We start from the raw sequence: 25,393 nt of genomic DNA on the forward strand, positions 1-25,393 counted from the left end.
GGGATGCGCCCTGCCGGGAGCATCCCTTTTTGCTGTGTAGCGTGTGGGCCGGTGTTTAGGCCGGTTCTTCCACATTGTCGTGGTCTGCCACGATGGCTGTCTTTTTGGCTGGATAAAGAGCCGAAACCACAACAACAATAATCACATTGACCCCAAGGGCCAGCAGACCCGTGGAAACATTGCCCGAGAACAGGCCAAAGTTAACCGGGTGAATGGGCTTAAGTCCATCCATCCAGCACAGGCTGACCCCAAACACGGTGCCAATCAGCCAGCCTGCCAGCATGGCCGTGGCGGAAAAGCGTATTTTGAGCAGACCCAGAATAAGTGCGGGAAAGGTCTGGAGAATGAACACGCCGCCAAGGAGCTGGAAGTCAATGGCGAACTGTGCATTCAAAAACAGCACGCACACCAGAGCGCCCAGTTTGACCACAAGCGAGGTCAGGCGGCTGGTGCGCACAGGGTTTTTCTGAGTAGGGAGCAGGTTGCTGGTTACAAGGTTTGCTGCCCCAATGGCCATAACGGCTGCGGGTACAAGTGCGCCAACAGCAATGGCTGCCAGACAGAAGCCCGCAAACCACGCGGGAAACACTTTCTGGAACAGCATGGGCACAACCATGGAATTATTGGTTGTGATAATTCCAGCGGCATGCGCCATAAAGCCCAGCATGGCAATCAGGCCCAGCACAATGGTGTAAACGGGCAGGAACACTGCATTCTGGCGAATGGTGTCCGCCGAGCGGGATGCCAGAATACCCGTAAGTGTGTGCGGGTACAAAAAGGCTGCCAGTGCAGAGGAAAGGGCAAGCGTTGCATAAGGCAGGCCCTGACCGGGTTTGAGCATGGTCTGGGCGTGTTCAACCGAGGTGAAAAGCGCTCCATACCCGCCTGTGTGCAGCGGAATGACCGTAACTGCCACAAGCACGGCAATATAGATCATGATATCCTTGATAAATGCGGTCAGGGCCGGGGCATGCAGCCCACCCAGCCACGTATAGGCGGCCAAGGACAGGAAGGCGATGATCAGGGGCAGGTCCCCCGGCAGCCCAAGTGCCTGAATAACGGTGCGGATCCCAATAAGCTGCAAGGCAATATAGGGCATGACGGCCACAAGCCCGGTGAGTGCGACAACAACTTCCAGCGCGCGGCTGTCAAAGCGGGCACGCACAATATCGGCGGCTGTGGCATGCCCGCCTTCACGCGCGATTTTCCACAGTTTGGGCATAACGATAAAAATGAACGGATACACGATAATGGTGTAGGGCAGCGCAAAAAAACCGTAAGCGCCCGCAGCATAAACCAGTGCAGGTACGGCAATAACGGTATAGGCCGTGTAAAAATCCCCGCCGACCAGAAACCACGTAACCCAGGGGCCAAACTCACGCCCGCCCAGTGACCATTCCTCATGCGAGGTGGCATTGTTTTTTTTGCTGAACAGCCCGCGTATCCACTGGATGGAAGACCCGATCACAATGGTTGCGGCAAAGAAAAGGATAAAGACGCCAAGCGCCCATGGATTGATCGTGCTCACGCGCGGTTTCCTTTTTTCCAGACCACCCAGATCAGGACGGATGTCACCGGAACCCAGGCGAACTGGTACCAGTAAAAGAAGGGAAACCCGAGCAGGACCGGATCGTGCCGATCATACAGCGGTGTCCAGAGCAAACCCAGAAAGGGTAGCAGAAGGAGGAGGTTGAGATATTTCATTTCGTGAAACCGGGTTATTTTGTTATTTTTGTTCGCAACCGACAGAACATGCCGATGGAAACCGGTCTATGTCAATTACGCCTGAAGCGATTTCAGGCGAGTATAATCAGAATTGTGTTTTTTGCGCATCAGATATGCCCCTGTTATAACGCGATTGTCATAGGCAGGGGCAGAAGGGTTAGCGCGTGGTGTTGATCTTGCGGTCCTGTATCACTTTGCTCAGGCTGTCTCCGTACTGGCGGTAACTGCCTTCTGGCACGCAGCCCAGTTCCTCCAGTTCCTCCAGATCAGCCCCCTGATTGATCCACTGCTTGGCTTCACGCGAGTCCAGTGTGGTGGGAATGGGTCGGGCTTCGTACACGACCGGCTGTTCCGAATCCTCCGCTGCTCCAAAGGACTGAAAACTATCTTCGGCGGGAGCCTTGTTTTCGCTCAGGCTGACCTGCCCGCAGACAACCTGTTTCTTGTCGCTGTTGGTATGCACACTCAGCCTGCGGAACTTGGGGTGTGCGCTGGAAAAACGCGTTGTCAGCGATTTAAGCGTTTCCTTGACAAAAGGTGATGCTTTTTGGGCGCTGTTATCCAGCATGGTCTGGGCTGCGGCAGTGTGTTGCACGGCGATGGAACCCAGGCTGGGCAAAATGATGCAAAGCGCGAAAAAACGTTTCATCAAGAAGGTCTTTCCTGTCAGTCTGAATGGGGTGGGGGAGGGCTGTTCGTGTGTGCTCCCGGCCAGAGCCGACGCGCCCACGGCGTAATGCTCATGCAGGTCAGCCGCCCACCTGTCTGGGGGGATGGTACACCCGTTGTCGTGGGGAGGGAAAGAGGCAACCCGGCCAGGCTGCGCACCGCCAGAAAGCCAAAACATTCCGCCTCCAGTGCATCCCCGTTCCAGCCAAGCTGTTCGGCCGGGTAGAGGGTGCCGGGCAGGGCCTGCGCCAGCGCCGCCATAAGAGCCGGGTTGTGCCTGCCTCCCCCGCAGACAAACCATTCCCGCGGCTGTTCTGGTAGCAGGGTGCGGGCGATGCTCTGCGCAGTAAAAGCGGTAAGCGTTGCCGCACCATCCGCCGCACCCAGTGCCCCGACCTGCGCCAGAGCGGAATGGAAGCTCATCCGGTCGAGCGATTTGGGGGCAGGTTTATGGAAGAAGGGATGCGCAAGGAGGCGGTCCACCAGAGCAGGGTCGGCGGTACCCTGACGCGCCAGTTGGCCATTGGTGTCGCACGGTATGCCGGTGTGCTGGTAGGCCCAGTCATCCAGCAGGGCGTTCCCCGGCCCGGTATCACACGCAAGAATGTGCCCATCACGGGTGACAAGGGTAAGATTGGCAACGCCACCAATATTGAGCGCTGCAACGGGGTAAGGTCGGTTACGGAGCAGGGCCGCGTGGTAAAGCGGGACCAGAGGCGCCCCTTCTCCCCCTGCGGCAACATCAGCGCTTCTAAAATCATGCACCACGGGCAGGTCAGTCTGGGCAGAGAGGCAGGCTGCATCCCCGATCTGCCATGTACGGCCGGGCTGATGCAGAATGGTCTGGCCATGAAAGCCCACAACATCCACCGTCCAGTCCGGGGCAAGTTCGCGCAGGCGTTGCACGGCCTGCACATGCACCAGTGTCAGGGCATGTTCCGCTTCCTTGAGTGCGGCATTATCGGGGGTAAGGGTAGGCGCACGATCAAGCAGTTGGCGCAGATTCTGGCGTATGTGCGCGGGGTAGGGCAACGTCAGCGATGGGCCGTGGGCGGTCACGGATATGCCATCCGTGCGGATGAGGGCTGCATCCACCCCGTCGAGCGATGTGCCGCTCATCAGGCCCAGTGCGTTCAGGTCGCCATCTGGCGCAAACAGGGGAGGGGATGCAGGCATTAGCGCATCAGGGCTGTGTGGTTTCCAGCCCGGGCTGAACCTGCCCGGTGGCCACATTCCACAGCATGATCCGCTCGTGCTCCCTGCTCGCAATCTGGATGGCCAGCAGGTCATCATGCACGCGGGTTATGGCCAGCATGTGCTCGTCCGGCCCGAGGGCAAGGTGGGCGTTGCGGGCGTCCGTTAGCGGGATGGCACTGGCAAGGGCAGGTTGGTGGGGGGCATTCATGCGGTGGATGACCACACCTACCAGAACAACCACACCGACAATAATCAGCACGCCCATGCCCACAACCGCAGCCATGAGCGCCTTTGGCGTCTTGTAGCCCTGCTCTTCCATTTAGTGTCCTGCTGCTTTGTCTATATGGGCGCGCATGGTCTGGATAACCGTTGGCAGCCCGTCAAAAATGGCCTGACCGATCAGAAAATGGCCGATATTCAGTTCCCGCACAGGGGCTAGGGCTGCAACAGGTCCGACATTCTCGTAAGTCAGGCCGTGACCTGCATGCACTTCCAACCCAAGGCTGGCTGCCTGTGCGGCGGCGTGTTGCAGGCGTTCAAGCTCCCTCGCCCGGCCCTGTGCATAAGCGCCGGTATGCAGTTCCACAACCTGTGCGCCTGTGGCGGCTGCCGCGGCAATCTGTGCGGGGTCGGGGTCTATGAACAGGGACACCCGGATCCCCCAGCCCTTGAGCGCGTGGACCTTGGGTGTCAGCACCGAGGACTGGCCAGCGACGTCCAGCCCGCCTTCGGTTGTCAGTTCCTCGCGGCGTTCGGGCACAAGGCAGCAGGCATGGGGGCGCAGGTTCTGGGCAATGCCGAGCATTTCCTGCGTTGCGGCCATTTCCATGTTCAGGGGGGCGTCTACCTCGGTGCGCAGGCGCTCAAGGTCTGTATCGCGGATATGGCGGCGGTCTTCGCGCAGGTGGGCTGTTATGCCATCTGCTCCGGACTGCACGGCCAGCAGGGCTGCGGCTACGGGGTCGGGGTGCTGGCCCCCACGGGCGTTACGGACGGTGGCAACATGGTCAATGTTGACGCCAAGCCTGATGGCCGGTCTCATGCATTTTTCCTTCTGTTCGCGGCCAGTGTTGCGGCCAGCCTTATGGCCGCTGCCAAGCTGCGTGGGTCTGCCTTGTTCTGGCCCGCTATGTCAAATGCCGTCCCGTGGTCTGGCGATGTGCGGATAATGGGCAGGCCAAGGGTTACGTTTACGCCTTCGGCCATATCCAGTGTCTTGAGCGGGATCAGCCCCTGATCATGGTACATGCACAGGGCAACATCGTATTGTGCGCGGGCATGGGGGGTGAACATGGTATCCGGCGGCAGGGGGCCGCTTACGTGCAGCCCTTCATTGCGCAGGGTATTTATGGCGGGGAGAATAATCTCCTGCTCCTCCTGCCCCATTAGCCCGTGTTCGCCTGCATGGGGGTTCAGGCCCGCAAAGGCCAGTCTGGGGTGGGACAGGCCAAAGTCACGTTGCAGACCGGCAGCAACCGTGCGGGCCGTGCGGATGATCAGTTCAGTGGAAAGCTGGGCAATGGCATCCCGCAGCGCCACATGCACGGTAATGGGCACGACCTTGAGCGAAGGGCCAGCCAGAAGCATGACCTCATCCCCCGGTGTCTGGCAGAGTTCTGCCAGATAGCTCGTATGCCCGGGGTGCCGGAAGCCCGATCCTTGCACAACTTCCTTGCTGATCGGGTTGGTGATCATGGCCGAGGCCTCCCCGCTCAGGGTGAGTTCCGTGGCAAGGCGAATGCTCTCAAGAACACTGGCGGCATTGCGACGGTCCGGCTCCCCCGGTGCGGGGGGCGTTGCCAGATGCAGGGGCAGCACCGGCAGGGCATGGCCAAACACATCCGCACCATCAGACAGGTACCGAATGGTCTGTACCGGCACGCGCCGCTCCAGCAGGGAAGGATCACCCACATACACAAAAGCAGGCCCGTTCTGGCGGAGGGCCTGCCAGACCGCGGCGGTAATTTCGGGCGCAATACTGGCCGGGTCACCCTGCGTCAGAACCAGCATGGCTGTGTCTTCCTTATCCGTTATTGTTGCTGTCTTTGCCTGAACCTCTGGCAGAGAAACGCAGAAAAGCCTGTGCGTAAAGGGGGGGGGGGAGAGTATTTGGCTGGGCATGAGAACAGGCAAAGACCATGCACGGCTGGTGGGGGCGTGAGGGATATGTGTTTATGCCAACACGCGGGTAAAAGACCGTGGTAGGGTGGTACAGGCTGCCTTGCGGCTGGTTTGTCTGCCATTCTTGTTCTTTGCGTAGGATAGGGCTACCACATCATCATGATCAGGCTCATAATTGTTGTACCGTTCCTGCTTGCACTTGTTGTGTTCAGTGCCAGTAATCAGGACCCGCTGGATATGTGGATGCTCACATATAGCTGGAAGTGCTCGCTGGGTGTGCTGGCACTGAGTGTGGGAGCTCTGGCTTTTCTGCTTGGAGCATTCTGCCTGTGGGTGGTGGAGTTCCGGCAGGGGCGCAGGGCGCGCAGGGCCGAACAGCAGGTCCGGGACCTGGAGGCACAACTGGCGCAGGTGCGGGCTATGCTGGCTAACCGTGCGCCCCCCGTCGTGCCTGTTCCTGATGGGCCGCCTGTTGTTACCCCACAGCTTAACCCCGCAGGGAGCGAAGAGCACTCCAATGTCTAATACACACCGGCGCACCGGCCTTATTGTTTCTCTGGATACGCAGGACCCTGCTCAGGCGCGCCAATGGGTGCGGGATGTGGCGCCCGTGTCCGGCATCATTAAACTGGGGCTTGAGTTCACTTACGCTGCGGGCTTTCAGGCTGTGGCAGATGTTGCCGGTGGGTCACCGCTGTTTCTGGACCTGAAGCTGCACGATATTCCCAATACGGTTGGTGCAGCGGTGCGCTCCCTGTCGCACCTGCGGCCGCGTATGCTTACCCTCCACGCCTCTGGCGGTCGCGCCATGATGGAGGCCGCCCGCACCGCCTGTGATGAGGCTTTTCCCCAAGGGCAGCGGCCTCTGCTACTGGGCGTTACGGTTCTGACCAGTCTGGATGATCAGGGATTGGCGGAAACCGGGGTTATGGATGGCGCGCGGGCACAGGTGCGTCGTCTGGCCAAACTGGCCGTTGAGTCTGGTATGGATGGTCTGGTCTGTTCCGCGCATGAACTGGATGTGCTGCGTGATGATCTGGGGAATGCCCCGGTTATTGTTACGCCCGGCATCCGCCCTGCTGGTGCAGCAAAAGGTGACCAGAAGCGGGTCATGACCCCCGCTCAGGCGCGGGATGCTGGTGCGGACTGGATTGTGGTTGGCCGCCCCATAACGCAGGCTGCACAACCGGCTGCGGCTGCTGCTGCCATTATGGCGGAACTGGAAAGCTGAACATGCCCCAGCGATTGCACACAGGTGTTAAAATCTGCGGCCTTACGGAGGAAGCGGGGTTTGATGCCTGCGTGGAACATGGGGCAGACTGGATTGGCTTTGTTTTTTTTGATCGCTCCCCACGTTGTGTAACGCCGCAGCAGGCCGCAAGGCTTGCCTCCCGTGGCGTGGGGCAGGCCAGAACCGTTGGCCTGTTTGTGCATCCACGGGATGAGGATATTGCGCGGGTTCTCGACCATGCAGCCCTCGATGTCCTGCAGATTTATGCCTCAGATGAGCGCGCACAGCAGGTTGCGCAAATATTCGGCTTACCTGTCTGGCTTTCGTTCCCTGTTGCGGGGGCTGCGGACCTGCCAGCATCCTGCCCTGTCCAGAAAATGCTCATAGAGCCGCGTCCTCCCAAGGAGGCAACCCGTCCCGGTGGAAACGCCCAGAAGCTGGACTGGTCCATGCTGGCAGGCTGGAAGCCTTTATTCCCGTGGATGCTCGCCGGAGGGCTCAGGGTAAATAACGTGGCAGAAGCGATCCGAATTACGGGCGCTCCCGATGTGGATGTATCGTCAGGGGTGGAGAGTGCTCCGGGCGTCAAGGACCCTGCTTTGATTGCGCAATTTGTGCGCAATGCACGGCAGGCGAACAGGGTTTAAGGAAAAAACGGCAAGAGAGGACTTTTCCCTCTTGCCTGTTCCGATAATCTTGCTATTACCGTCCTCGCGCTGGAGAGATGGCCGAGCGGCTTAAGGCGCACGCTTGGAAAGCGTGTGTACGTTAATAGCGTACCGAGGGTTCGAATCCCTCTCTCTCCGCCACAACCGATTCCCATAAATTCCCATATAGTGCCATAAGCCTTGATCTCTGGGGCTTTTTGCTGTTTTTGTTTTCCCATATGTTCCCATTACGTTCCATATAAGCCCGCAGCTTTGTGGGTAACGAGTGGGTAAAATTTTCCTGTGTGTGGGTAACGGAAAGCATGCTGACAGATACTGGGGTCAAAACAGCAAAGCCCAAGGACAAAGCCTATCGCTTGGCAGATAGTGAGGGACTGTTCATTCATGTCATGCCGACGGGGAAGAAGTTCTGGCGCATGCGTTATAGGTCGGGAGGCAAAGAACAGACCCTGACCTTTGGCCCTTACCCGTCTGTGTCTCTGCGGGAGGCTCGTGGCATGCGTGATAATGCCAAGGACATGATCCGCCAAGGCGTTGATCCAGCGCAGGCTGGAAAGCTCGCTCCGGTCCTGTCAGCCGCTCGTGAAGAAGATAGTTTCGAGAGTGTTGCGCGTGAATGGTATGAGCAGCGCAAGGATCTATGGAGGCCTCGGCATGCCCATGATGTGATCCATAGCCTTGAGCGGGATGTATTCCCCTTGATCGGTACATTGCCCCCTGGGCAAATGACTGCTCGTGTCGTCCTGCATGTCCTGAAGCAGATAGAGGACAGGGGGGCGGTTGAGACTGCGCACCGAGTCCGCCAACGGATGAGCGATGTGTTTGTCCATGCCATCGCTACAGGTCGGGCTGACAATGACCCTGCATCTGTGGTTAAGGCTGCATTGCGCCCTGTCCAGCGTGGCCGCCAACCCGCTATTACTGATCTTGAGCAGGCGCGCGAAATGATCGGCCGTGTTGAGGGTAGCGCTGCCCACCCTGTAACACTTCTTGCGTTCAGGCTTCTCTATCTCACGGCAGTCAGGCCGGGAGAAGTGCGTGGTGCATTATGGGAGGAGTTTTACGAACTGGATGGATCAGATCCGGTATGGGTGATTCCAAAGGAGCGGATGAAAATGGGAAGGGACCATATCGTTCCGCTCACACCGCACGTTGTTGCGGTGGTCAATGCGTTACGCCCATTCACAGAACGCTGGCCGCACCTTTTTCCTAATACACGGCGCCCCAAGACTGTGATGTGTGAGAATGCACTTGGATATTTACTGAATAGGGCTGGATATCATGGGCGGCATGTGCCTCATGGGTTCCGCTCCACGTTTTCTAGCACGATGAATGAGCGTTACCCGCAGGACCATGCTGTGATTGAGCTGATGCTGGCTCATGTATCGAGAGACAAGGTAGCAGGCGCTTACAACCGGGCATTGCATCTGCCCAGAAGGCGCGAGCTTGCCCAGTTGTGGAATGATCTGATTTTAGAGGGACAAGTGCCAGTTGAGGAATTAGTTTCTGGCAAACGAAAGCCCGTTAACTAATCGGGGTCATACTTCAATAGGCCGGTCGTTGCGCACCTCTGGGATGGTTATGGTTTCGGCATGCATGCCTTCCATTTTTACGGCCGAGCCGCGTCCTGCCGTCTGCTCAACCCGGATCTGTCCGGATGGCGTGACACGAATACTCAGCTTTGCGGCATCCGTTTTCAGTTCCATCGTGACGTGGCCGCCATGGTCATAAAGGCGCGAAACTTCACACGCGCCCCACTTGAATCCGTATTGCGTTGGAATTGCTCGGCTCATTCCTTCACCTCATCTTTCGGCGGGGCAGGTAGGGGTTGCCAGTGGGTTATATCGCCGTAAATCTGATGCCCAAATATTCCATCAACCCAGAAATCTCCTTCGTCTGGGCAGCTATCGCAATACTGACCGTATTCTCCGCATGTATGTGGGATGGGTCCATAATAAGCATCGGTAATTCTACGCCCCTCTCCATCTGAGTTAATCACCCAAAGATCAACATACGTCCTATCCCTCGGCGCACTCTCAATCGGCCTCCAAGCCGCCGCGTCTGCTGCTTCGATGGCCGCTGATATTTCCCGCCGGATACAGGCGCGGCGATACTCGCGCTCATATTCCTCATAATCATCTGTTTCAAACAGGATGACTGTTTTCCCCTCACGCGCTTCTGCTTCATGGTCACGTATGACGTGACGCTTTTTATTGTCGGTGCTGTAATCGAAGCCGCCTATGGCTCCGTCACCCCAGTGGCAATCCCTCCATCCACGGGCCTTAATGACGGCGTCAACAGCCGCCTCAATTCTTGGGTCAGTCATTTCTTCACCTCGTAAGGATCAAAGCCAAAACGCACACAAAGAAGGGCGCATACTGTAGAGCCATTGCCTGTGGCTCTCATGACCTGCTCCCATCGCATCTTGTTTCTCGTCGGCCGAGCATTGGCTACAACGCCCCAGAGAATTTTGTCATCTGCAACTATCTCTTTGAGCTTTGCGGATGCTGACGCTTGATGGTCTGACGTTGTAAGCATCACCCCACCTCCCGCGCTGCGTCGATGGCGGATCGGATTGTTTCAGCACTACCAATTGTGCGTTCATAAGGTTTAGCCATATGGTGCTGAATGATGTCGCAATAAACGTCTGCATCGCCTGTATCTGCTATTGGCTCAGACCTGAACCGCACATCACAGCATCCGCTCTCTAACCAATCCAACCGCTCACTATCCCGCCCAATCTCCGCCCGCGCGCGCTGTTCTGCACGGTGTTCGGCTTCGAGGATGTAGGGCGCAATGACCGAATCATATAATTCAGCGGCTAACTCTCCGCATTCAGCTTGCCCCACATCGATAGTTTTTCCATCTGGTGTTAGTGCATCTACAAGAGGGTATCCATGCCCATCATCGCCATAAGTGTGCAGAAGTGTGTAATCTTTCATTACTTCAATTATTTTCTCAATCTGCTCCTCTCTCGTCCTCATGGCGCGGCTCCAAAACTCAGCATGACATAGTTAGGCGCAAGTCCTTCAAACTCTTGATGATACAGAATATGCGTAATCTCCCGCACGATACCTTCGGACAGAAAACCAAGAGACTTGTTATATGGACGCAGGACGCAAATATCACCCACCTGATAGCATCGGTCATTAAGCCGGACTTCAGCCGTTTTTGTTCGATCCACCAAAGAGCCGTAATAAACTGGAGAAACCTTCAGCTCGTGTGTTGCCCTCATGGCGCGGCTCCTAGGCTGCGGATTATTCCGATAGCGTCTTGCAGGGCATTACTGCCATCACTGGCCCCAAAGTAATTTTCCTCGAAAAACTCAATGGCTTTCGCACACCGCCCCCGCTCCCCCGCCAGCATCTCGGCTATTTGTGCGGGGGTGAGGACGGGGATGGAATTGCGAGCGGCGATAACTTGCCTGTCGATCTCCGCCAGGAATGGGAAAACTGCCTTTGCCATCTTTCGCGCGCCAGATGCGGCCGCGATATTCTTCCTCGCCTGCTCCGTAAGGGTTGTGATGTTGTCGAGAGCGACGCAGCCAGTCTCATTTGCTGCGCTGGGGAATGGACACGGGCCATGATAATAAAGGGTCCGCATTTCATGGGCGTCTTCCTGTTCTTCTCCCATGTCCCAGAACCATTCTGTGTGACCGTCTGAATATTCCTCATGCGACCACTCAGCAGGGAAAGGAGTGTCATCCGGACGGTTTGATAGCCAGTGCCACCCATCCCGCTCAGGAAACAAAGGCACACCAGGCCGCTCGGGGTTGGGCCAGTTTGTGGGATTGGTCACGATTGTTCATCCTCATGTTCGGCAACCTGAAGCGCAACTGGCGGATGTGATCGTGTTCCAACGCACCACAACTCTACGCTGCCGCCTCGGTTGAGAATTGCCAGCTCATCAGGCGTTGGCTCCCAGCGGGTGACAAGGCATCCGTCTATGCGCCGCGCGAACAAGTCACGCACGCCGTCACGGCCGCCACGTAAAACCACATCAGAACCAACGATGTTTAATGGGATCACGCCTTCTCTCCTGCGCGGGTGTTCCATGCGGTGATGGCTTCTGATCTGGTTCTTTTTATTGGGCCTTCCGAATAACAGTTTTCACATGACACGTAAGACGAAAGCACCAATGTATCGTCTGTATTCGCTCCAAAAACCTTTAGGCCGCGAGTGTCCCCACAAAATGGGCAGCTTTTCAGTTCCTCGCTCATGCCGCCACCTCTGGCCACGCGAAGTCATCACCTCGGTAAAGCGGGCAAAGGGCGCGTGCCGCTATCTGTCCAAGCTGTGTGGCCTGAAAATAGCACTCGCCCTTTGCCCATCCGCTTCCCTTCGGGCGCATCAGCCCGGCGGTTACAAGCTCCGCCATGCCGGTATCGTTGTTCGAGCAATAGAAATGATCCCGGCTGCCACACTTTTCGGGCTGCTCACGGGTTGCCCCGCACGCATGCAGAAGCTTTTCCAGCGCCATTTTAGAGACGCCAGCGGCCTCTGGCGGAAGCTCTGGCATGCTCCTGTCCATTCCCCGGTGTCTCAGCACCCTAATGTCAGGGAACGATAGTCCGCCGTTCACGTCCGAAACGTCTAAAAAGACCTCATACCGGGCCTTCCCGGCGCTTGGAGCATAGACGGTGCTTTCAAAGTCATGGCCGCGCACTGTGACGCGCCATGCCTTGCGGGTACGGGTCGCGCTCATGCTGCACCGCCCTTCAGGGCTTCACGGGCACCTAATCGTGCTCTATCCAAGGCCTCAAGCAAGTCTTTGCATCCGTCACGTAGCATGCTCTGGTATGTGTCCTTGCTACGCATAAAGCATAAGTTATTGTTGGAATTTTCAAGAGCGTCCAGCGCCTCCCGCAACCGCATAATTTCAGCATCACGCGCGGCTATCTGGGCCTTGGCTTCGGATTGGCGGACGAGGCGAGTTTTTTCTCCAACGAGCACAATATCTGGGCGAAAAGAAATGACTTCCGGAACGTATCTTTCATTCTCGCGCTCGATGGTTGCGCAAACCTCTAACTTCTCACCATGAACAGACGTACCAATAGCAAGCAACGCAGCCTCAAACGTAGATGTCGTTGTGGGCTTGCCCTGCTCAATCCACGCTTTCGCGCGCGCATCACTGCATGCGGAGACTTGGGCTTCAGTCAGCGGGAACTGCACGAACACGCCGGTGGGTTTCTGGGTCATGCTGCCACCTGTCCATTCTGGTTGAGCCAGTTCTGGACATCACTCTGCCTCCAGCGGACGCAGCGGCTGGTGTACTTCACAGGGGAAGGAAACATGCCTTCGTCCATCCAGCGATAAAGAGTGGTGCATGAGATGCGGAGCATGTTCTGCACTTCCTGACGTGTGAGCATCGGATCTATGTGGGTGGCGTTCATGCTACTCTCCCTTCAATCGCCAGTTGTTCCTGCTTGAGCTGCGTGGCGCGCTCCATAGCGGCGGCAGCTTCATGCACGTTGGAGGATCTGGACAGCGCCATCAGCTTTTTGAGGCGCTCCATGATCGCTTTTTTGCTCATGCCTCTGAACTTTCGAAAAACCATGTGACTGGCACGGCCAGTGTTTCTGCCAGCACTGGCACCAGTGCGGCTTTGATTGCGTTGCGGCCCAGCTCGTATTTCTGGACCTGCTGGTAGGTGCAGCCTACGGCCTCGGCCACGCGCTCCATGCTCAGGCCAAGTTGCGTACGGCGGCGGCGGATGCGCTTGCCCAGAGTTTTGTCCCACCGGATGCGCTCTGGTTCCTGCCTGGGCATTGTGGCCCGCTTGGTACCAAGCAGATCCTCCAGATCAATCTGATCGTCCGCCATCAGGCTGACAGCAGGACAAGCAGGCTGGCGCAAAAGCTGATTGTGCCCAAAACGAGGAGTAGAAACGCGGGGTGCTGAGCGGGCTGGCGCATGGTTTAATGCTTCATGGTTGAGCACGGTGTTTGCTCCCATGGCTTTTGCTGTGGGTCTTGCCCTGCATTCATGTAGGTATTGACCAGCTTTGCTATCTGTACCGGGGTTCTTCCTGCCTGATAGCTGCGCATAGTCTCAGCAAAGGCTGCAGCAGCGCATGGAATGATAAATTCCATGCATCCAAAGACAGCCATTTTGTTTTCAACTTGCTCGCTACGTTCTTCAGAAATAATCAGGCTACTGACAAATGAAAAATCAGCGTCAGGCCCGGCATTATCAATATCGCTGCGTATTTTGGCATATACCTGTTCCAGTTCTGCCAAGGCGCGTTTTTTTCTGCTCATTATGCGACCCTCGCTTCACCCAGAATGAACTGGCGGATCCGCGCGGCCGGGGTGCGGTGCGCAGTGTGGGCGTGGTGGAGGCGGGTTGTGGCCTCGGCTTCCTCCGCCTGCATGGCTGCGGCCATATGCTTGATGTGTTGCAGCATGGCGCTGGCAACGTGGTCGCTGGGGGCGTGGGTGTGGACCAGCTGCTCCAGCTTGGCCCGGTGGGTGTTAAAGTTCTGGCTGTTCATCGCAGGTTCTCTTGCAGAAGGTCGATGCGGCGGACGTATTCGTGCGCCTCGTTCCGGGTATGGTTGGCCAGGCGCTGCCATGTGCCTGCGCCATCGGGGTTGTTGCTGGCTTCGCAGGCCTCCCGCCACCGCTCCTGCTCATCCGCACGGATGAATAGGGTATCGGCCATGGCCTGAAACAGGCCGATCTTGCGTTGGGTCGCGGCTTTGCGCTGGCGCGTAGCCACAACCTGCGCGCTTAAAGGGCAGGTCATGCTGCCTCCTGATTATGCTGCTGGAAGCGCAGGCGGATGGTCGGCGGGAAGTAGCCGGTGCCTACGTTCAGGTTTTTACGGAGTAGGGAGAGGTCAGACAGAACCTGCTCAATGCTGGCGCGCTCCATGGCGTCCAGATTGAGCGGGCGGGCGCGCAGATGGCACTCCCGCAACAGGGTTCCCGTTACGTCAAAAATGCGATTGCGGATATTCCGGTCCTGCCCACCGCGGGAATGGTTGGCAACGCGGATACAGATACGCCTTACGCGCTCGTTGTCCTCGTAGGACAGGCGCAGGGGCTGTGTGGGGGCGGTGCTGGTCATGGCCGCACCGCCAGTGTGTCTGAGGTGCGGGAGAGACGGTTGCCGTACTCTCCCGCTTTTTCCATTCTCGATATGCCAACAGAATCGAGGAGGAAAACTTTGGCAAAAGCACCGGCGCCACCGCGGCCACGTCCGCCGCCAAGCCCATCAGAGCAAGGCTCGTATAAGCCACTACCTAGATCGTAATCAGAACCACCCAAATTGCGGCCAAAAGAATTGACGCAATAAGGAGGGAGAAGGCGGCAAACAGAGCGCGGCCATAATACGTAAGTGTAAGGCTGTTGGCTGTTATGCCGTCTTCTACCCTGATTGCCAGTGCCTCTGTGGCTTCCAGTTCTGTGGTTATTGGATCCTTTGGATTTTCCATCATGTCCATGACATAGAGCGGCGTATCGCCCGGAATGTTCCATCGACGTGGCCAGAGGATTATACAGGCGCAGATTGCGGACATTGCCGCGAGCATGGCCGGTAGAGCCAGAAAGCGATACTGATATTGGGTTGAGATGGCAGCAAATGCCGAAGTGAGCGTGACCGCCCACCCAATGCAGGATGTGGCGCGTGTTACGAACTTGCCCCAGATATCGACCTGACTGGCTATACGTTTTTCGGCCTGTCTCTGTGCTTCGCGAGCTAGCCACAGGCGAAGATCGTCTGAGGCAATCGCTCCGACCTCGATTTGTTGTTGGTCCGCGTTCTGCTGCGTCATGCTGCAAGCCTGCTGCTGTTGTCTGTACGGGTGCTGCGCAAAGTGTAGCACGCGCAGGCTGATCTGCACGGGCATGGCCACTTTTTTGTGCTGTTGCGAGCATCGGGTTTCTCCATCACGGGTTGTGATGGAGGATTATTCGCACTATGCGAAATATCCTGTCAAACATTTTTTCGCGCTATGCGAAATAATTAGGTGGCCGGTTTTTTGGAAACAATAGCTTTTCCCAACTCAAGCCAAGCTTTGGCATGTTCTGGGGACATATCTTCGATTAGATTGCTGGCTTCCTTCATGGCTTCAAATTTTGGGCCACCGGGAGGTGCGAATAAGAGTGCAGCAGGGTCTACGCCGTAGGCATCAGCCAATTTTTTAAGATCGTCTAAATCCACCTTGCGGCCACCCGTCTCCCAGCCCGAAATAGTATTGGGCTTTGATCCGATCATGTTCGCAGTTTGTTCTAGTGTCAACCCGCGATGCTTACGCCATGCGCGAAGATGAATATGCAAGGTGAATTGAGTGCCAGCCATGGTTCTATTTTCGCGCATTGCGCAAAACTTATTCAGACCCATTTTGCGAAATTATGCTTGATTAAATTTTCGCACAGTGCGAAAAAATCCGACATGGATATACGAGCGTATCTCAGGGGCGAAAAAATTACCCTTTCTTCGATGGCGAAGGAATTGGGATGCTCCGTCACGACCTTGCACGGATACGCAAGTGGTCGGCGCAGTGTCCCTCTTCGCATTGTCCTCAAGGTTGAGGAGTTGTCCGGCGGCCAGGTTAAACCTGCCGACTGGCTGTTTGAGGCGGGGAAAAACAATGGAGTGGCAGCATGACGGTCTCTCATGTGATCAATCATGCTGCCCGTGGTAATCTCTGTCAGCCGAATGTGGTTCGGACTGATAGGTCGATGGGCATCAAAGAGGCTGACGTTTTGTCACTGCTCTTGCTCTCTAAACCATTTCAGAATGTCGGTGACCACTTCGCCGGTCTCAGGAACGATCAGTTCTTTGACACTGGATGCTTTGAAAGAGCGCGGGCTATTCCGTTCATGGCAAAAAGCTTTGATCGTAAGAATCCGGATTTCCCCATTGGGAAGCTGCTCTCCATTGAGGCCGTTAACTGTGATCCGTCGTTCACTTTCACCCTTCGTACCCGCGTAGCGCATAAGGAAATCCTGCTTGATTTCCGTAATGGATACTGGGGGCAGGGAAGGCTTACCAATTTCAATTTTCATATTTCAGTTCTCACGATGTTTCGGTCTAGCAACCCCATCGTGAGGCGTACGGGCCGGTGTGGCAATACACCGGCCCGTGTTGCGCCTATGCAGGGAGTGGCAGCATGAAGCCGGTAGATAACCGCCAATCGGCCCGTATTGTCGGGCTTGAATTTGGGCTTACTTCTTTGCCGGCTCATAGCGGAGACGGCCATCCCTCAAAGCCGCAAGCATTGGCTCAGCACCTTTCCGAAGCCGGTCAATTGCATGGAATCTGTCATCCCAACTTGGTTCGCCTGGCGCTGTTGGTCAGCGCTTCTTCCTGCATGATTGGTCTTGCAGGTCTTTGGCTACGTAAAAAGCAGTATGATCTTGAGGTATCGCAGGTTGCCCTTGCTTATGCGCAAGCGGCTGCAGAATGCCCAGATGACGAGAGTTGGGACGCTGAAGCTTCTCTGGTTAATGCATTTGCAGACCGCCTGCGGGAGATACCGCGAAAAAGACTAATCTGTTCAGCCCGCAATTTTCGCAGCAATCTTCTTACCTTTGTCAGCCGACAAATTGGGCGATTTCTTTTTGGGTGGCTCACGGTTGCCATCAACCGCCTTGGCAATTTCAGAGATCAGATCAAGCGCCTGGTCCTTGGTTTCCACAGGACCGCAGTAGGCATTGTAAAGGCGGACAATAAGCCCTTCACGCGTAAGGCGGTCTTCCGGATTTTTGAGAGACATAAAGGTTCATCCTCGGTTGTTGGTTTGGACGACTCAACCATGGATGAGGCTGGTGGCAGTGGCAATGCTGCCACCAGCAGAGTTGAAGTGCTACATGGGCAATGCGGCGAAAAAGGGTTTGTTGATCTCGGAGTGCCCTTTGCCCAGCGGGCGGCAGAAGCTGAGATGCTCGCGCCTAATGGTCCCCAAAAAGAAGAAAATTCCAGACAATCTCGCCTCTTCTTTGCCGCTTTGACTGTTCTTCTGGATTGGACGCCCGAAGGTAAAAGCATCTTGCGTGTGTCTGGGGCTTTTGCCCGGAATTACCTCAATGGCTTTTGGGTGCATATGGCTGGCCAACCGGGCGTTTACGCACACTTTTCCTTCTTGGGGTCCATTAGAGGTGAAATGTTGTTTTCAGTAGATGAATGGCGCCCGGAAACTGATCAACAGCTTTGCCCACCAAGTCCGCTGTTAAGGCTTCGAGGCCCTTTCCAGAAAGGGCCATCAGATGATCTTTGAGGGTTTTCTTTTCTGTTTCGCTAATGGTGGCCTGGTCAATTTTGGCGGCAAGCAACTGCTTGATAGTGCTTTCATCCAATCGGATAGTGACAGTGTTCAGTTTGGCGCTAAGGCCGCCGTCCTGACTGATGAAATCTGCACCCTTGGCCGTGATTCGGGATGGATAAACAAGCTCATCGCCCGACTGGTCATGCGCAACGCCGCTAGTGCAGAGGCCCAGATCGTCAAGATAGTTAAGGTTGGAAATGAGAGTTTGGGGATCAAGTTCTTCAAACTCTCCCATCCATGCACCGTCTGGCATGTTTTCCAGCATATGCTGGAGCATCCGGCGTTGCAGTTCTTCATTCAACATTTTTGGTTCTCCATGACTGACTTTGCGGGCGTCATGGTGAGGCGTACGGGCCGGTGTGGCAATACACCGGCCCGTGTTGCGCCTATGCAGGGAGTGGCAGCATGAAGCCGGGAGATAACCACCTATCAGATCATATCGCCCCCAGTCCGGCTGACCCTATGCAGGACTGGCCGCGATACTGCCTGGAACAGGGTCTTAGTACTCTGGAGGAGGCCTGTGGCCCATACGAGCCTCTCTCATCGCCACAAACATGTGGTTCGGCGTCATTCTGGATGCGGCTAATTACCAGACTGGTGGTTTTCTCCATGGTGTTTGTGGTGACTGCCATAGTGAAACTGGTAGCGGTCAAGGCCGCCAGTCGCCATGCCTCAGAGGCTGGTAAAGCGGGAGAAAAGGCATGAAACAGCCATTTTCCGCTGCTTGTGTTCCCGCCATAAAAACCGCCACCAAGCAGGCCATTGCCCATGTGGGCGGCATAGATGCCGCAGCCTGTATTGGCCGGGTAGGGCGCACGCAGTTCTCCGATTACTCCAACCGCGCGCGGGATGCGGTTATCCCACTGGATGTGGCGCTGGATCTGGACCACTGCGCGGAGCACCCGTTTTTGTTGCATGCCATGGCGCAGGCGTTGGGTTATGCGGCCATTCCATTGCATGTTGGCCCCGGTGACTTTGGGCAGGACATGAGCGAATACGCCATTGCCTCGGGCGACATAATGGCCACGGCCATGCGCATTCTGGATGATGGCGTTGTGGACCGGCAGGAGGCGCAGGAAATTGCCCCCAAAATGATGCACGCCAAGCAGTTGCTGGAGCGCGCACTGGCCTTTGTTCACAAGGTGCAGGAGCAAAGCCGCCCCAGCGTTGTTGCCGGTAAGGAGGCTGGATGATGCGGCCTGTTCTTGCTGAGTTTGACCCCTCAACCGTAACCCCGTTCAAAATGCTGCGCTCCATGCCAGCAGAACTACGTGGGGTTGTAACCAACCTGCACGATGCGCTGAAGGAACTGCGCTCAACCGTGTTCCGCGCCGGGCAACTGGTGCTGGAAGACGGGCAGGTGGCAACACAGGCATGGCTGGAAGGCGATGTGCTGGCCCGTACGCTGCCCACCATTCTCCAGTCTGGCTTTATGGCGCGGGATGATGAGGGGGCGCTGTTCAGCCCCCATTTGTACGCCAAACTGCTGCGCAAGGAAGAGCGCGAAGCCCGTAAGGCACAGGCGGATGCTCAGTGGGAGCAGTGGCAGGAAAATGGGGATGTGCCCGAAGGCATGAGCCGTAAAATGTTGACGGCCCGCGAGAATGGCAAAAAGGGTGGACGTACCCGCAAAGGCGAAAGTCCAGAGCAGGCCCGGGCACGCCGTGCGCGGGAAATGGAACAGCAGCAGGCCCAACGGCATATGCCTTTGGTAGCAACCGTTGCGGGTGGGAAAACCGAAACCCAAAACCCAAACAAAAAACCCAATGGGTTTTCGGTTATGGAAAATTCGGTTTCTTCGGTTTCCATAGATCTAGAATTAGAGAGAGATAAATATATTTCTTCTAGTTCTATTTCTGGTGAAATCGAAAAAACCAAAATCGAACTGGATGACGCTCTGGTGCGCCGGGTGGCGGCCCGGATGGTCTCGGTATCCGGCATGAGTGACCAGATTGGTTTTGCCGTATCGTTTGCTCGCAAATGGATCGGGATGGGAGCTACGGAGGCAACCATAATCTCCGCCATTCAGAAGCATCAGAGCGTTATGCCTAGCACAGAACCACCACGCAGGCTGAAGGTGTTTGAGGCGGCAGTGTTGCGCGGCATTGAAGCGCAGCAGGTTATGGATGCCATGCCCATAGGCCAGCCAGCAGAAGCACACAAAACCGAGGATATGCACCGGTTTGAGGACGCATGGAGCCGAGCCACGCAGGTCTGGCAAAAAGCCTTTGCTGACTGCCGTGACTTTGGCGCTGTTACCCGCCAGTGGCCAGATCTGGCGCAAGAGCATGGCCTGCCGGACGTGCCGTATGACAGGGCAGCTTATCAGCAGTTTTTCAGCAGAACGGAGGCGGTAGCGGCATGAGCCTGAGCAGACTCCTGCGAAACCTGAGGTTGCGGGCTGAAGGGAAGCCCAACCGGATAACTGATTTTGATGAGTTGCGGGCAACGCTGGCCCAGGAACAAAAACGGCGTGCAGAGGCTGAACTGGAAATCACCACTCTGCAACGCCGCTTGTCTGCACACGAAAACAATCGCCCCCGCGATGCAAAAAGAAGATATGCGCAAAAGAGCGGGGGCACAACATGCAAGAGATACCAGCCACACCAGAACGCCTAGAAAAGTGCGACGTTACAGAGGTAGCGGTTAAGCTGAGCCAGATATCTAAACCGCACTATAGTATGCGTGTTGGTGCCGTATATGCACTGCATAAGGTGGGAAGCATTTCTGATGCCCAGCTACACGCCGCAGAGGGTTGGGCACGGGACTATGAAACTGGCATTTTGGGCGGGAAAGACCCGGAAACATCCAGACAATGCGGTAAGCCAGATGCTGAATATGCTATTCTCTCCCGCATCGCGGCGGTAGATCGGTGCCGGTACGTTGAAAAATGTCTTGGTAAAATCAGCGAAAACATTCTGATCAAAATAATGATAGAATGCCTCTCGCTAAATGAAATGGCCTTAGCTATTACGGTTCCGAATAAAGATAATGCACCACAAAAAGAAGCCAAACGGCATGATAAACGCCGTTTGGCTGGTATGGTTGATCTACTATTGGAGCAGTTGGCAGAGGCTTACAGCAGAATGCCAGATAACCTGTTTATGGAGTGGTCTGCTGTTCCATCAGCTTTGGGTGAATGATAACCTTACATTCAGCCTTATCGATGTCAGATTTTTTTCTAATAAGCTTGAGAGTGTAAGGTAGAATATAATTCTTCACCCAATTGTAGAAATGTTCTGCATCATCTTTGTTAGGGCTTGTTAAAATCAGTCTTAATAAGCCCTTTTCATTAACCCCTTCATGATCATCAGGAGCATTTCCACCTTTGAAATGAAAATACGTGAAGTCACCATCTTCTAATCTTCCTGCTAAATCTGTCTGTGCAGATTCTTGCAGGGAGTAAAGAATATCTCCTATTTTAAAACAGGCTGTTTCTGCATTGTTGTAAACAACAAAAGATGAACCTTTATATGAAAATATTTCAGGTTTTGACATTTCAATATCCTAAATAGGCCAATTTTTTGCACTGTTGATACATAGCGCTTATTTACCGAGTAAGGTCCGTCAGTAACGAGACTTCCAGCCATGTCATACTGTCTCCCAGTTCCTCCTCACCCGGAGCAATTTGGTCGCGCAACATTGTTAGGGCCGCAACGGCTTTGGCACGCTGGCCATCCTGCGTTGTAGCGGGTAGGACGGCCATAGCAGCGACAAGCTCATCCTGTTCAATGACCAGCGTATTGAGTTTGTCCTCATGCAACTGTCCCTCTGGCGTCCCGAAGACATGGTTTGTTGCCATACAATGCGCATCTATTCGCTTGCGACAGTCCTGAAATTGACCGAACGCAGTCAGTAAGGCCGCATCGGCATGTAGGTATGCTTCTGCATGAGCCGTCGTAGCCAGAAATGGCACAGCTATGATTCCGGCAAGCAACGATCGGCGTGGTGTGGTAGATAAGGCATCAGCCATAGGCATGGGGTTCATTCCCTTGCATGAGGTTAGGCCGGGCAGGAAGGTTGTAGCTTCTGTCCGGCTGCTTACAATATATATGAAAGGTATGCCGGTTATGTCAATGTAATATATGCTGTTGACGTAACCGGCATATTTTTTCATACTGGTGTTATGGAAGAGCCAAATTCAGAGCGCATCATAACCCCGATGCCGAAGTCATTAGTCGAAGCATTGGATAACTATCGCTTTGAGACCCGCGCTCCTTCGCGAGCCGAAGCGATCCGTCGCCTGATCCAGCTTGGGCTGGAAGCTGCGAAATCTGACGATGGGAAGGACTAAATGCCTACAGTTCTTCGGGTTGGCGGCTACAGGTTCTTTTTCTACAGTATGGAAGGCAACGAACCGCCGCACATTCATGTTGAAGCAGGTGAGAACGTGGCCAAATACTGGCTGGACCCAGTTATGCTGGCCATGAATGATGGATTCAGGTCGCATGAGCTAACCAAGTTGCGTATGATGGTCATAGAACATCGAAACACGTTCAGGGAGGCATGGGATGCCCATTTTGGCAGCTAGATTTGACCCGACAGCAACTGATGTCCGGATGGATGCTGACCTTCTCCACATCGTGATGGCGGATGGTCGTGAGCTTTCTGTGCCCCTCGAGTGGTTCCCGCGTCTGCGTGATGCTTCCCCTGAGCAGCGCTCTCACTGGCGTTTTATCGGGCGTGGCAAGGGGATTCATTGGCCTGATGTAGACGAGGATATCTCAGTCGCGAGCCTTTTACGGTTGTCGTGATATGCGCTTGTGCTAAAAATATTGACGTGCCACCACTTATAGCATTATCTTTTTAAAATCTTCGGAGCCGTGTGCCCATTAGGGTTCACGGTTTTTTTGTAGCTATATCCTTAAATGGCGGTTGCATGGGCAAAGGGCAGGATTTCTGCCGTGGCCAGATTGCACTGCGCGGGAATAAACCTGTTCTGATACTGGCGTTGGATGGTGCGCTTTGCCTTGTAGCAAAGATGTATCCTCCGCGTACGGCACGGCATCGCTCCGATATTGATCTGAGCGAGACACCTCTTCTTTTACGCAACACAATCGTGCGGGCAGCTGATTTACTCCGCTGCCGCGTTGTGGACCTGCGGCCTATGGCTGACGGGGCGCTTGGCGTTGGAGAAGGCATTTTGCTGCGTGTGGAATCTGCTGCACGGCGTGAGATGGAATGCCAGGCGAGTGAACAGTTGCCCGCCGGTGCACTTCGGTCCACTTGGCGCGCTCCCCGATGGGGGAGTTGTGGTCGGAAAATCGGCGGTGTTCCGTCCGAATAAACCGCGATGATAACCCGGAGTTATCTGGCATCTGCCACTACGGCACCCGCAAGATAACCCGCAGACACCCCTATAAACCCGCAAGATAAGTGCAGTTATCACGCGGATTTTGAGGGGGCGAAATAGACCACTAATGTAGGAAAATCATATGGTTAGCGGAGATCGTGCAAGATCGCCCGCGCCGGGGGCTGCAAAAGCGGCCTCAGTTTCTGCTGATAATCTCGTGCTGAGAACGTGGCTCCACAACCGTGGGGAGAACACCCGGCGGGCTTATGAGCGTGATGCCCGCGAGCTGCTGGCGCATGCGGGTAAGCCACTGGCCGAGATTGTTCTGGCGGACCTGCAAGCATGGTACGACAGCATGGGCGATGCGTCCGATGCCACACGGCGGCGCAAGCTGTCCGCCGCAAAATCCCTGCTGGCTTACGCGGCGGGGACAGGCGTTCTCACGCACAATGCCGGGGCGGCGTTCCGGCTGGAGCGCGGGCGCGACACGTTGAATGAGCGCATTCTCACCCGCGAGCAGGTTCTGGCCATGATCGAGGCCGAGATGGAACCGCGCAAACGGGCGCTGCTGGATGTGCTCTATCGCATGGGGCTCCGCATCTCAGAGGCCTGCGCGCTGCGTTGGCGGGATGTTACGCGCCGCCAGCAGGGTGGCGTGGCCTCTGTGTTCGGCAAGGGCAACAAGACACGGGCCGTTCAGGTCCCTGCAAAGCTTTACAAGCAGCTCGTGGCGCTGCGGGTTGATAGCGGGCCGGATGCGCCCGTTGTCCCCGGCCACGATGGCCGCCCGCTTTCGCATGATGCGGCCCACCGCATCGTCAAGCGGGCGGCGCGGCGTGCCGGATTATCTGGGGCTGTTTCGGCCCACTGGCTCCGGCACGCCCATGCATCGCACGCGCTCGACAACAATGCCCCGGTGCATGTGGTGCAGGCCACGCTGGGGCACGCATCGCTCGCCACGACGACAAGATACAGCCACGTCCGAGAAGGGGATGGCTCCGCAAACTATTTGGATTGATCACCATGACGACTGCTTCCGATACCGTGCCTGAAGGCTACATGAAGGACGCCAAGGGGCGACTGGTGCCGCTTAAGGCCGTCAAACCCGAACACCTTCTGGAAGATGAGCTTGTGCGCCGTGTGCATGAAGCGGCGGCGCAGCTTGCGGAGCGGCTTGCCGCCTTCAAGCGCGCCGGGTTTGCTGATGTAGCTGCCCTGCAATCCCTCCTGCATGAAAAGTATGGGGTCCGCATGGGCGGCCAGAAGGGCAACATTTCGCTCAGCACCTATGACGGTCGCCTGCGTGTGACTGTTGCCATGGGCGAGAGCATTACGTTCGGCCCGGAAATCCATGTGGCCAAGACGCTGCTGGACCAACTCTTTGAACGCTGGACCGAGGGGGCAAATGCCAGTCTCCGGGTTGTCGTCATGGATGCGTTTGACGTGGGCAAGGAAGGGAAGATGCAGACCAGCAAAATCCTTGGTCTGCGCAGGCTTGATGTGCCTGATCCTGAGTGGAAAGAGGCCATGGAAGCGATTGCCAATAGCATCCGCTCCGACTGCACCAAGACCTACCTCAGGCTGCACACGCGGGAAACGCCGGACCAGGCATGGAACATGGTGCCGCTGGATCTGGCCAAGGCATAATGGCCGATTAGTGCTGAAAATAAACGAAGGTCGCTAACGTGTGGAGCGTTAGCGACCTTCTGGATCAACCCCTGATGCAAGCAGAGGAAGACTTTGGAAAGTATATTCCAAATTGCGGAGTGTGTACAGAAAATGGCCATAAAACTTCCTGCGTGGCGATTTATCACTTTATGTGGTGTGGCCGCTTTGTTCGCTATTGCGTATGCGCTCCAGTCACCATTCTTCGCGCATTGGCAGCACCCATGAGGTGCTGGCTCACGGACGTGCTTTCAGGCCGTCGGGACAACTTCAGGCTTAGGCGGGAGTTGGGGCGCAAAGATCGGCTTCTGCGGGACTGTTACGTGGAAATTCGTCGTTTGCATGAACTGATGATCAAGGCCGGTCGGTCTGTTGAGAGGAAGAAATGAAGCACCAAGGCAACAGTCATTCCAACAGACGCCCGAAGCGCAATCACCCGTTCCATGGAAGCAAGCAGGCGTCGGACCATTCTGTATGGATCCGGGCGGCCCAGCACTATGCTTACATGAGCCAGAATGACTGGCGTCCGGGCATTCGTGTTTGGGCCAAAGAG

Annotated in this window: 43 protein-coding genes and 1 tRNA gene; 17 read left to right on the top strand and 27 right to left on the bottom strand. The window is 55.9% G+C overall.

Going from position 1 to position 25,393, the window contains the following annotated elements; genetic code table 11:
• Positions 1 to 55: 55 nt before the first annotated feature.
• The 7 genes from HNR55_RS07390 to pdxA form a co-directional block, all read right to left on the bottom strand.
• A complete protein-coding gene (locus HNR55_RS07390; protein WP_166112982.1) occupies positions 56 to 1,528 on the bottom strand; it encodes a sodium:solute symporter family protein in 1,473 nt (490 codons plus the stop codon).
• Complete coding sequence (locus tag HNR55_RS07395; protein ID WP_373318153.1) at positions 1,525 to 1,722, bottom strand: DUF3311 domain-containing protein; 198 nt, start codon at positions 1,720 to 1,722, stop codon at positions 1,525 to 1,527. Before HNR55_RS07395 ends, HNR55_RS07390 begins: the two co-directional genes overlap by 4 nt.
• Before the next feature lie 160 nt (positions 1,723 to 1,882).
• Positions 1,883 to 2,374 (bottom strand): hypothetical protein, encoded by a 492-nt coding sequence (locus tag HNR55_RS07400; RefSeq protein WP_166112979.1) that lies wholly within the window; start codon positions 2,372 to 2,374, stop codon positions 1,883 to 1,885.
• 17 nt (positions 2,375 to 2,391) lie between these two features.
• Positions 2,392 to 3,570: an anhydro-N-acetylmuramic acid kinase gene (locus HNR55_RS07405; RefSeq protein ID WP_206752449.1), complete on the bottom strand. Its 1,179-nt coding sequence runs from the start codon at positions 3,568 to 3,570 to the stop codon at positions 2,392 to 2,394.
• A 7-nt stretch (positions 3,571 to 3,577) separates the two neighbouring features.
• The gene (locus HNR55_RS07410; protein ID WP_166112977.1) at positions 3,578 to 3,910 is read right to left on the bottom strand and encodes a hypothetical protein; all 333 of its coding nucleotides are present in this window, start codon (positions 3,908 to 3,910) and stop codon (positions 3,578 to 3,580) included.
• Positions 3,911 to 4,633 carry a pyridoxine 5'-phosphate synthase gene (locus tag HNR55_RS07415; RefSeq protein WP_166112974.1) on the bottom strand — a complete coding sequence of 241 codons (723 nt, stop codon included), beginning with the start codon at positions 4,631 to 4,633 and terminating at the stop codon, positions 3,911 to 3,913.
• On the bottom strand, positions 4,630 to 5,601 hold the full coding sequence (gene pdxA / locus HNR55_RS07420) for a 4-hydroxythreonine-4-phosphate dehydrogenase PdxA (RefSeq protein ID WP_166112971.1): 972 nt from the start codon (positions 5,599 to 5,601) through the stop codon (positions 4,630 to 4,632). Before pdxA ends, HNR55_RS07415 begins: the two co-directional genes overlap by 4 nt.
• 270 nt (positions 5,602 to 5,871) lie before the next feature.
• Between pdxA and HNR55_RS07425 the strand changes: the two genes are divergently transcribed.
• The 5 genes from HNR55_RS07425 to HNR55_RS07445 all read left to right on the top strand — a co-directional run bounded on the left by HNR55_RS07425 (position 5,872) and on the right by HNR55_RS07445 (position 9,143).
• Positions 5,872 to 6,237, top strand: a complete 366-nt coding sequence (locus tag HNR55_RS07425; RefSeq protein WP_166112967.1) for a lipopolysaccharide assembly protein LapA domain-containing protein — start codon at positions 5,872 to 5,874, stop codon at positions 6,235 to 6,237.
• Entirely contained in the window at positions 6,230 to 6,943 is a 714-nt protein-coding gene (pyrF, locus tag HNR55_RS07430; protein WP_166112964.1) for an orotidine-5'-phosphate decarboxylase, read from the top strand. Before HNR55_RS07425 ends, pyrF begins: the two co-directional genes overlap by 8 nt.
• A gap of 2 nt (positions 6,944 to 6,945) precedes the next feature.
• Complete coding sequence (locus HNR55_RS07435; protein ID WP_166112961.1) at positions 6,946 to 7,590, top strand: phosphoribosylanthranilate isomerase; 645 nt, start codon at positions 6,946 to 6,948, stop codon at positions 7,588 to 7,590.
• A gap of 71 nt (positions 7,591 to 7,661) precedes the next feature.
• Positions 7,662 to 7,752 (top strand) — tRNA-Ser (locus HNR55_RS07440).
• A gap of 161 nt (positions 7,753 to 7,913) precedes the next feature.
• Positions 7,914 to 9,143, top strand: coding sequence for a tyrosine-type recombinase/integrase (locus HNR55_RS07445; protein ID WP_166112959.1), 1,230 nt, complete (start codon positions 7,914 to 7,916; stop codon positions 9,141 to 9,143).
• A gap of 6 nt (positions 9,144 to 9,149) precedes the next feature.
• Here the strand turns inward: HNR55_RS07445 and HNR55_RS07450 are convergent, their stop codons facing one another.
• From HNR55_RS07450 to HNR55_RS07535, 17 genes are all read right to left on the bottom strand, one after another.
• Positions 9,150 to 9,404 carry a hypothetical protein gene (locus HNR55_RS07450; protein ID WP_166112956.1) on the bottom strand — a complete coding sequence of 85 codons (255 nt, stop codon included), beginning with the start codon at positions 9,402 to 9,404 and terminating at the stop codon, positions 9,150 to 9,152.
• On the bottom strand, positions 9,401 to 9,937 hold the full coding sequence (locus tag HNR55_RS07455; RefSeq protein ID WP_166112953.1) for a DUF551 domain-containing protein: 537 nt from the start codon (positions 9,935 to 9,937) through the stop codon (positions 9,401 to 9,403). Before HNR55_RS07455 ends, HNR55_RS07450 begins: the two co-directional genes overlap by 4 nt.
• Positions 9,938 to 10,148: 211 nt before the next feature.
• Positions 10,149 to 10,595 carry a hypothetical protein gene (locus HNR55_RS07460; protein ID WP_166112950.1) on the bottom strand — a complete coding sequence of 149 codons (447 nt, stop codon included), beginning with the start codon at positions 10,593 to 10,595 and terminating at the stop codon, positions 10,149 to 10,151.
• Entirely contained in the window at positions 10,592 to 10,846 is a 255-nt protein-coding gene (locus tag HNR55_RS07465) for a DUF3850 domain-containing protein (protein WP_166112947.1), read from the bottom strand. The genes HNR55_RS07460 and HNR55_RS07465 overlap by 4 nt, the downstream gene beginning before the upstream one ends.
• The gene (locus tag HNR55_RS07470; RefSeq protein WP_166112944.1) at positions 10,843 to 11,409 is read right to left on the bottom strand and encodes a hypothetical protein; all 567 of its coding nucleotides are present in this window, start codon (positions 11,407 to 11,409) and stop codon (positions 10,843 to 10,845) included. The genes HNR55_RS07465 and HNR55_RS07470 overlap by 4 nt, the downstream gene beginning before the upstream one ends.
• A gap of 226 nt (positions 11,410 to 11,635) precedes the next feature.
• Positions 11,636 to 11,830: a Lar family restriction alleviation protein gene (locus HNR55_RS17265; RefSeq protein WP_166112941.1), complete on the bottom strand. Its 195-nt coding sequence runs from the start codon at positions 11,828 to 11,830 to the stop codon at positions 11,636 to 11,638.
• Positions 11,827 to 12,315 (bottom strand): hypothetical protein, encoded by a 489-nt coding sequence (locus HNR55_RS07485; RefSeq protein WP_166112938.1) that lies wholly within the window; start codon positions 12,313 to 12,315, stop codon positions 11,827 to 11,829. Before HNR55_RS07485 ends, HNR55_RS17265 begins: the two co-directional genes overlap by 4 nt.
• Positions 12,312 to 12,809, bottom strand: a complete 498-nt coding sequence (locus HNR55_RS07490) for a GIL1 family protein (protein ID WP_166112935.1) — start codon at positions 12,807 to 12,809, stop codon at positions 12,312 to 12,314. Before HNR55_RS07490 ends, HNR55_RS07485 begins: the two co-directional genes overlap by 4 nt.
• A complete protein-coding gene (locus HNR55_RS07495; protein WP_166112932.1) occupies positions 12,806 to 13,003 on the bottom strand; it encodes a helix-turn-helix transcriptional regulator in 198 nt (65 codons plus the stop codon). The genes HNR55_RS07490 and HNR55_RS07495 overlap by 4 nt, the downstream gene beginning before the upstream one ends.
• Positions 13,000 to 13,143 (bottom strand): DUF2786 domain-containing protein, encoded by a 144-nt coding sequence (locus HNR55_RS16920; protein ID WP_242005469.1) that lies wholly within the window; start codon positions 13,141 to 13,143, stop codon positions 13,000 to 13,002. The genes HNR55_RS07495 and HNR55_RS16920 overlap by 4 nt, the downstream gene beginning before the upstream one ends.
• Positions 13,140 to 13,565, bottom strand: a complete 426-nt coding sequence (locus HNR55_RS07505) for a helix-turn-helix domain-containing protein (RefSeq protein ID WP_166112929.1) — start codon at positions 13,563 to 13,565, stop codon at positions 13,140 to 13,142. The genes HNR55_RS16920 and HNR55_RS07505 overlap by 4 nt, the downstream gene beginning before the upstream one ends.
• On the bottom strand, positions 13,529 to 13,870 hold the full coding sequence (locus HNR55_RS07510) for a hypothetical protein (protein WP_166112926.1): 342 nt from the start codon (positions 13,868 to 13,870) through the stop codon (positions 13,529 to 13,531). The genes HNR55_RS07505 and HNR55_RS07510 overlap by 37 nt, the downstream gene beginning before the upstream one ends.
• Positions 13,870 to 14,103 (bottom strand): hypothetical protein, encoded by a 234-nt coding sequence (locus HNR55_RS07515; RefSeq protein ID WP_166112738.1) that lies wholly within the window; start codon positions 14,101 to 14,103, stop codon positions 13,870 to 13,872. The genes HNR55_RS07510 and HNR55_RS07515 overlap by 1 nt, the downstream gene beginning before the upstream one ends.
• Entirely contained in the window at positions 14,100 to 14,357 is a 258-nt protein-coding gene (locus tag HNR55_RS07520) for a hypothetical protein (protein ID WP_166112923.1), read from the bottom strand. The genes HNR55_RS07515 and HNR55_RS07520 overlap by 4 nt, the downstream gene beginning before the upstream one ends.
• Positions 14,354 to 14,680: a hypothetical protein gene (locus HNR55_RS07525; protein ID WP_166112920.1), complete on the bottom strand. Its 327-nt coding sequence runs from the start codon at positions 14,678 to 14,680 to the stop codon at positions 14,354 to 14,356. Before HNR55_RS07525 ends, HNR55_RS07520 begins: the two co-directional genes overlap by 4 nt.
• 175 nt (positions 14,681 to 14,855) lie before the next feature.
• Positions 14,856 to 15,386, bottom strand: a complete 531-nt coding sequence (locus HNR55_RS07530) for a hypothetical protein (protein ID WP_166112916.1) — start codon at positions 15,384 to 15,386, stop codon at positions 14,856 to 14,858.
• A 191-nt stretch (positions 15,387 to 15,577) separates the two neighbouring features.
• A complete protein-coding gene (locus HNR55_RS07535; RefSeq protein WP_311771609.1) occupies positions 15,578 to 15,955 on the bottom strand; it encodes a helix-turn-helix domain-containing protein in 378 nt (125 codons plus the stop codon).
• On the opposite strand from HNR55_RS07535, the gene HNR55_RS07540 reads away from it, so the two are divergent.
• Positions 15,881 to 16,222, top strand: coding sequence for a helix-turn-helix domain-containing protein (locus HNR55_RS07540; protein WP_166112910.1), 342 nt, complete (start codon positions 15,881 to 15,883; stop codon positions 16,220 to 16,222). The genes HNR55_RS07535 and HNR55_RS07540 overlap by 75 nt on opposite strands.
• A 101-nt stretch (positions 16,223 to 16,323) precedes the next feature.
• Here HNR55_RS07540 and HNR55_RS07545 read toward each other — a convergent pair whose 3' ends face one another.
• Positions 16,324 to 16,623: a hypothetical protein gene (locus HNR55_RS07545; protein WP_166112908.1), complete on the bottom strand. Its 300-nt coding sequence runs from the start codon at positions 16,621 to 16,623 to the stop codon at positions 16,324 to 16,326.
• Between the two features lie 104 nt (positions 16,624 to 16,727).
• Here HNR55_RS07545 and HNR55_RS07550 point away from each other — a divergent pair, with 104 nt between their 5' ends.
• From HNR55_RS07550 to HNR55_RS07570, 5 genes are all read left to right on the top strand, one after another.
• The gene (locus tag HNR55_RS07550; RefSeq protein ID WP_166112906.1) at positions 16,728 to 17,834 is read left to right on the top strand and encodes a hypothetical protein; all 1,107 of its coding nucleotides are present in this window, start codon (positions 16,728 to 16,730) and stop codon (positions 17,832 to 17,834) included.
• A complete protein-coding gene (locus tag HNR55_RS07555) occupies positions 17,824 to 18,291 on the top strand; it encodes a hypothetical protein (RefSeq protein ID WP_166112904.1) in 468 nt (155 codons plus the stop codon). Before HNR55_RS07550 ends, HNR55_RS07555 begins: the two co-directional genes overlap by 11 nt.
• Positions 18,292 to 18,583: 292 nt before the next feature.
• The gene (locus HNR55_RS07560; RefSeq protein WP_166112902.1) at positions 18,584 to 19,075 is read left to right on the top strand and encodes a phage regulatory CII family protein; all 492 of its coding nucleotides are present in this window, start codon (positions 18,584 to 18,586) and stop codon (positions 19,073 to 19,075) included.
• Positions 19,072 to 20,247 (top strand): hypothetical protein, encoded by a 1,176-nt coding sequence (locus HNR55_RS07565; RefSeq protein ID WP_166112901.1) that lies wholly within the window; start codon positions 19,072 to 19,074, stop codon positions 20,245 to 20,247. The genes HNR55_RS07560 and HNR55_RS07565 overlap by 4 nt, the downstream gene beginning before the upstream one ends.
• Before the next feature lie 220 nt (positions 20,248 to 20,467).
• A complete protein-coding gene (locus tag HNR55_RS07570; RefSeq protein WP_166112899.1) occupies positions 20,468 to 21,025 on the top strand; it encodes a hypothetical protein in 558 nt (185 codons plus the stop codon).
• Here HNR55_RS07570 and HNR55_RS07575 read toward each other — a convergent pair.
• Entirely contained in the window at positions 20,985 to 21,380 is a 396-nt protein-coding gene (locus tag HNR55_RS07575; RefSeq protein WP_166112897.1) for a BRO-N domain-containing protein, read from the bottom strand. The two genes, HNR55_RS07570 and HNR55_RS07575, sit on opposite strands and share 41 nt — an antisense overlap.
• Before the next feature lie 52 nt (positions 21,381 to 21,432).
• Positions 21,433 to 21,861: a hypothetical protein gene (locus HNR55_RS07580; RefSeq protein ID WP_166112895.1), complete on the bottom strand. Its 429-nt coding sequence runs from the start codon at positions 21,859 to 21,861 to the stop codon at positions 21,433 to 21,435.
• 183 nt (positions 21,862 to 22,044) lie between these two features.
• On the opposite strand from HNR55_RS07580, the gene HNR55_RS07585 reads away from it, so the two are divergent.
• From HNR55_RS07585 to HNR55_RS07610, 6 genes are all read left to right on the top strand, one after another.
• Positions 22,045 to 22,176, top strand: a complete 132-nt coding sequence (locus tag HNR55_RS07585) for a ribbon-helix-helix protein, CopG family (protein WP_166112735.1) — start codon at positions 22,045 to 22,047, stop codon at positions 22,174 to 22,176.
• Positions 22,177 to 22,413 (top strand): DUF4160 domain-containing protein, encoded by a 237-nt coding sequence (locus tag HNR55_RS07590; protein WP_166112893.1) that lies wholly within the window; start codon positions 22,177 to 22,179, stop codon positions 22,411 to 22,413.
• Positions 22,394 to 22,636, top strand: a complete 243-nt coding sequence (locus HNR55_RS07595; RefSeq protein ID WP_260400871.1) for a DUF2442 domain-containing protein — start codon at positions 22,394 to 22,396, stop codon at positions 22,634 to 22,636. Before HNR55_RS07590 ends, HNR55_RS07595 begins: the two co-directional genes overlap by 20 nt.
• A 125-nt stretch (positions 22,637 to 22,761) precedes the next feature.
• On the top strand, positions 22,762 to 23,169 hold the full coding sequence (locus tag HNR55_RS07600) for a hypothetical protein (protein ID WP_166112890.1): 408 nt from the start codon (positions 22,762 to 22,764) through the stop codon (positions 23,167 to 23,169).
• A gap of 148 nt (positions 23,170 to 23,317) precedes the next feature.
• Positions 23,318 to 24,193, top strand: a complete 876-nt coding sequence (locus HNR55_RS07605; RefSeq protein WP_165926166.1) for a tyrosine-type recombinase/integrase — start codon at positions 23,318 to 23,320, stop codon at positions 24,191 to 24,193.
• A 5-nt stretch (positions 24,194 to 24,198) separates the two neighbouring features.
• On the top strand, positions 24,199 to 24,822 hold the full coding sequence (locus HNR55_RS07610) for a DUF3164 family protein (protein ID WP_166112887.1): 624 nt from the start codon (positions 24,199 to 24,201) through the stop codon (positions 24,820 to 24,822).
• The last annotated feature ends 571 nt before the right edge of the window (positions 24,823 to 25,393 follow it).

This window comes from Acetobacter lovaniensis, from assembly GCF_014207635.1.
Lineage (GTDB): Bacteria > Pseudomonadota > Alphaproteobacteria > Acetobacterales > Acetobacteraceae > Acetobacter > Acetobacter lovaniensis.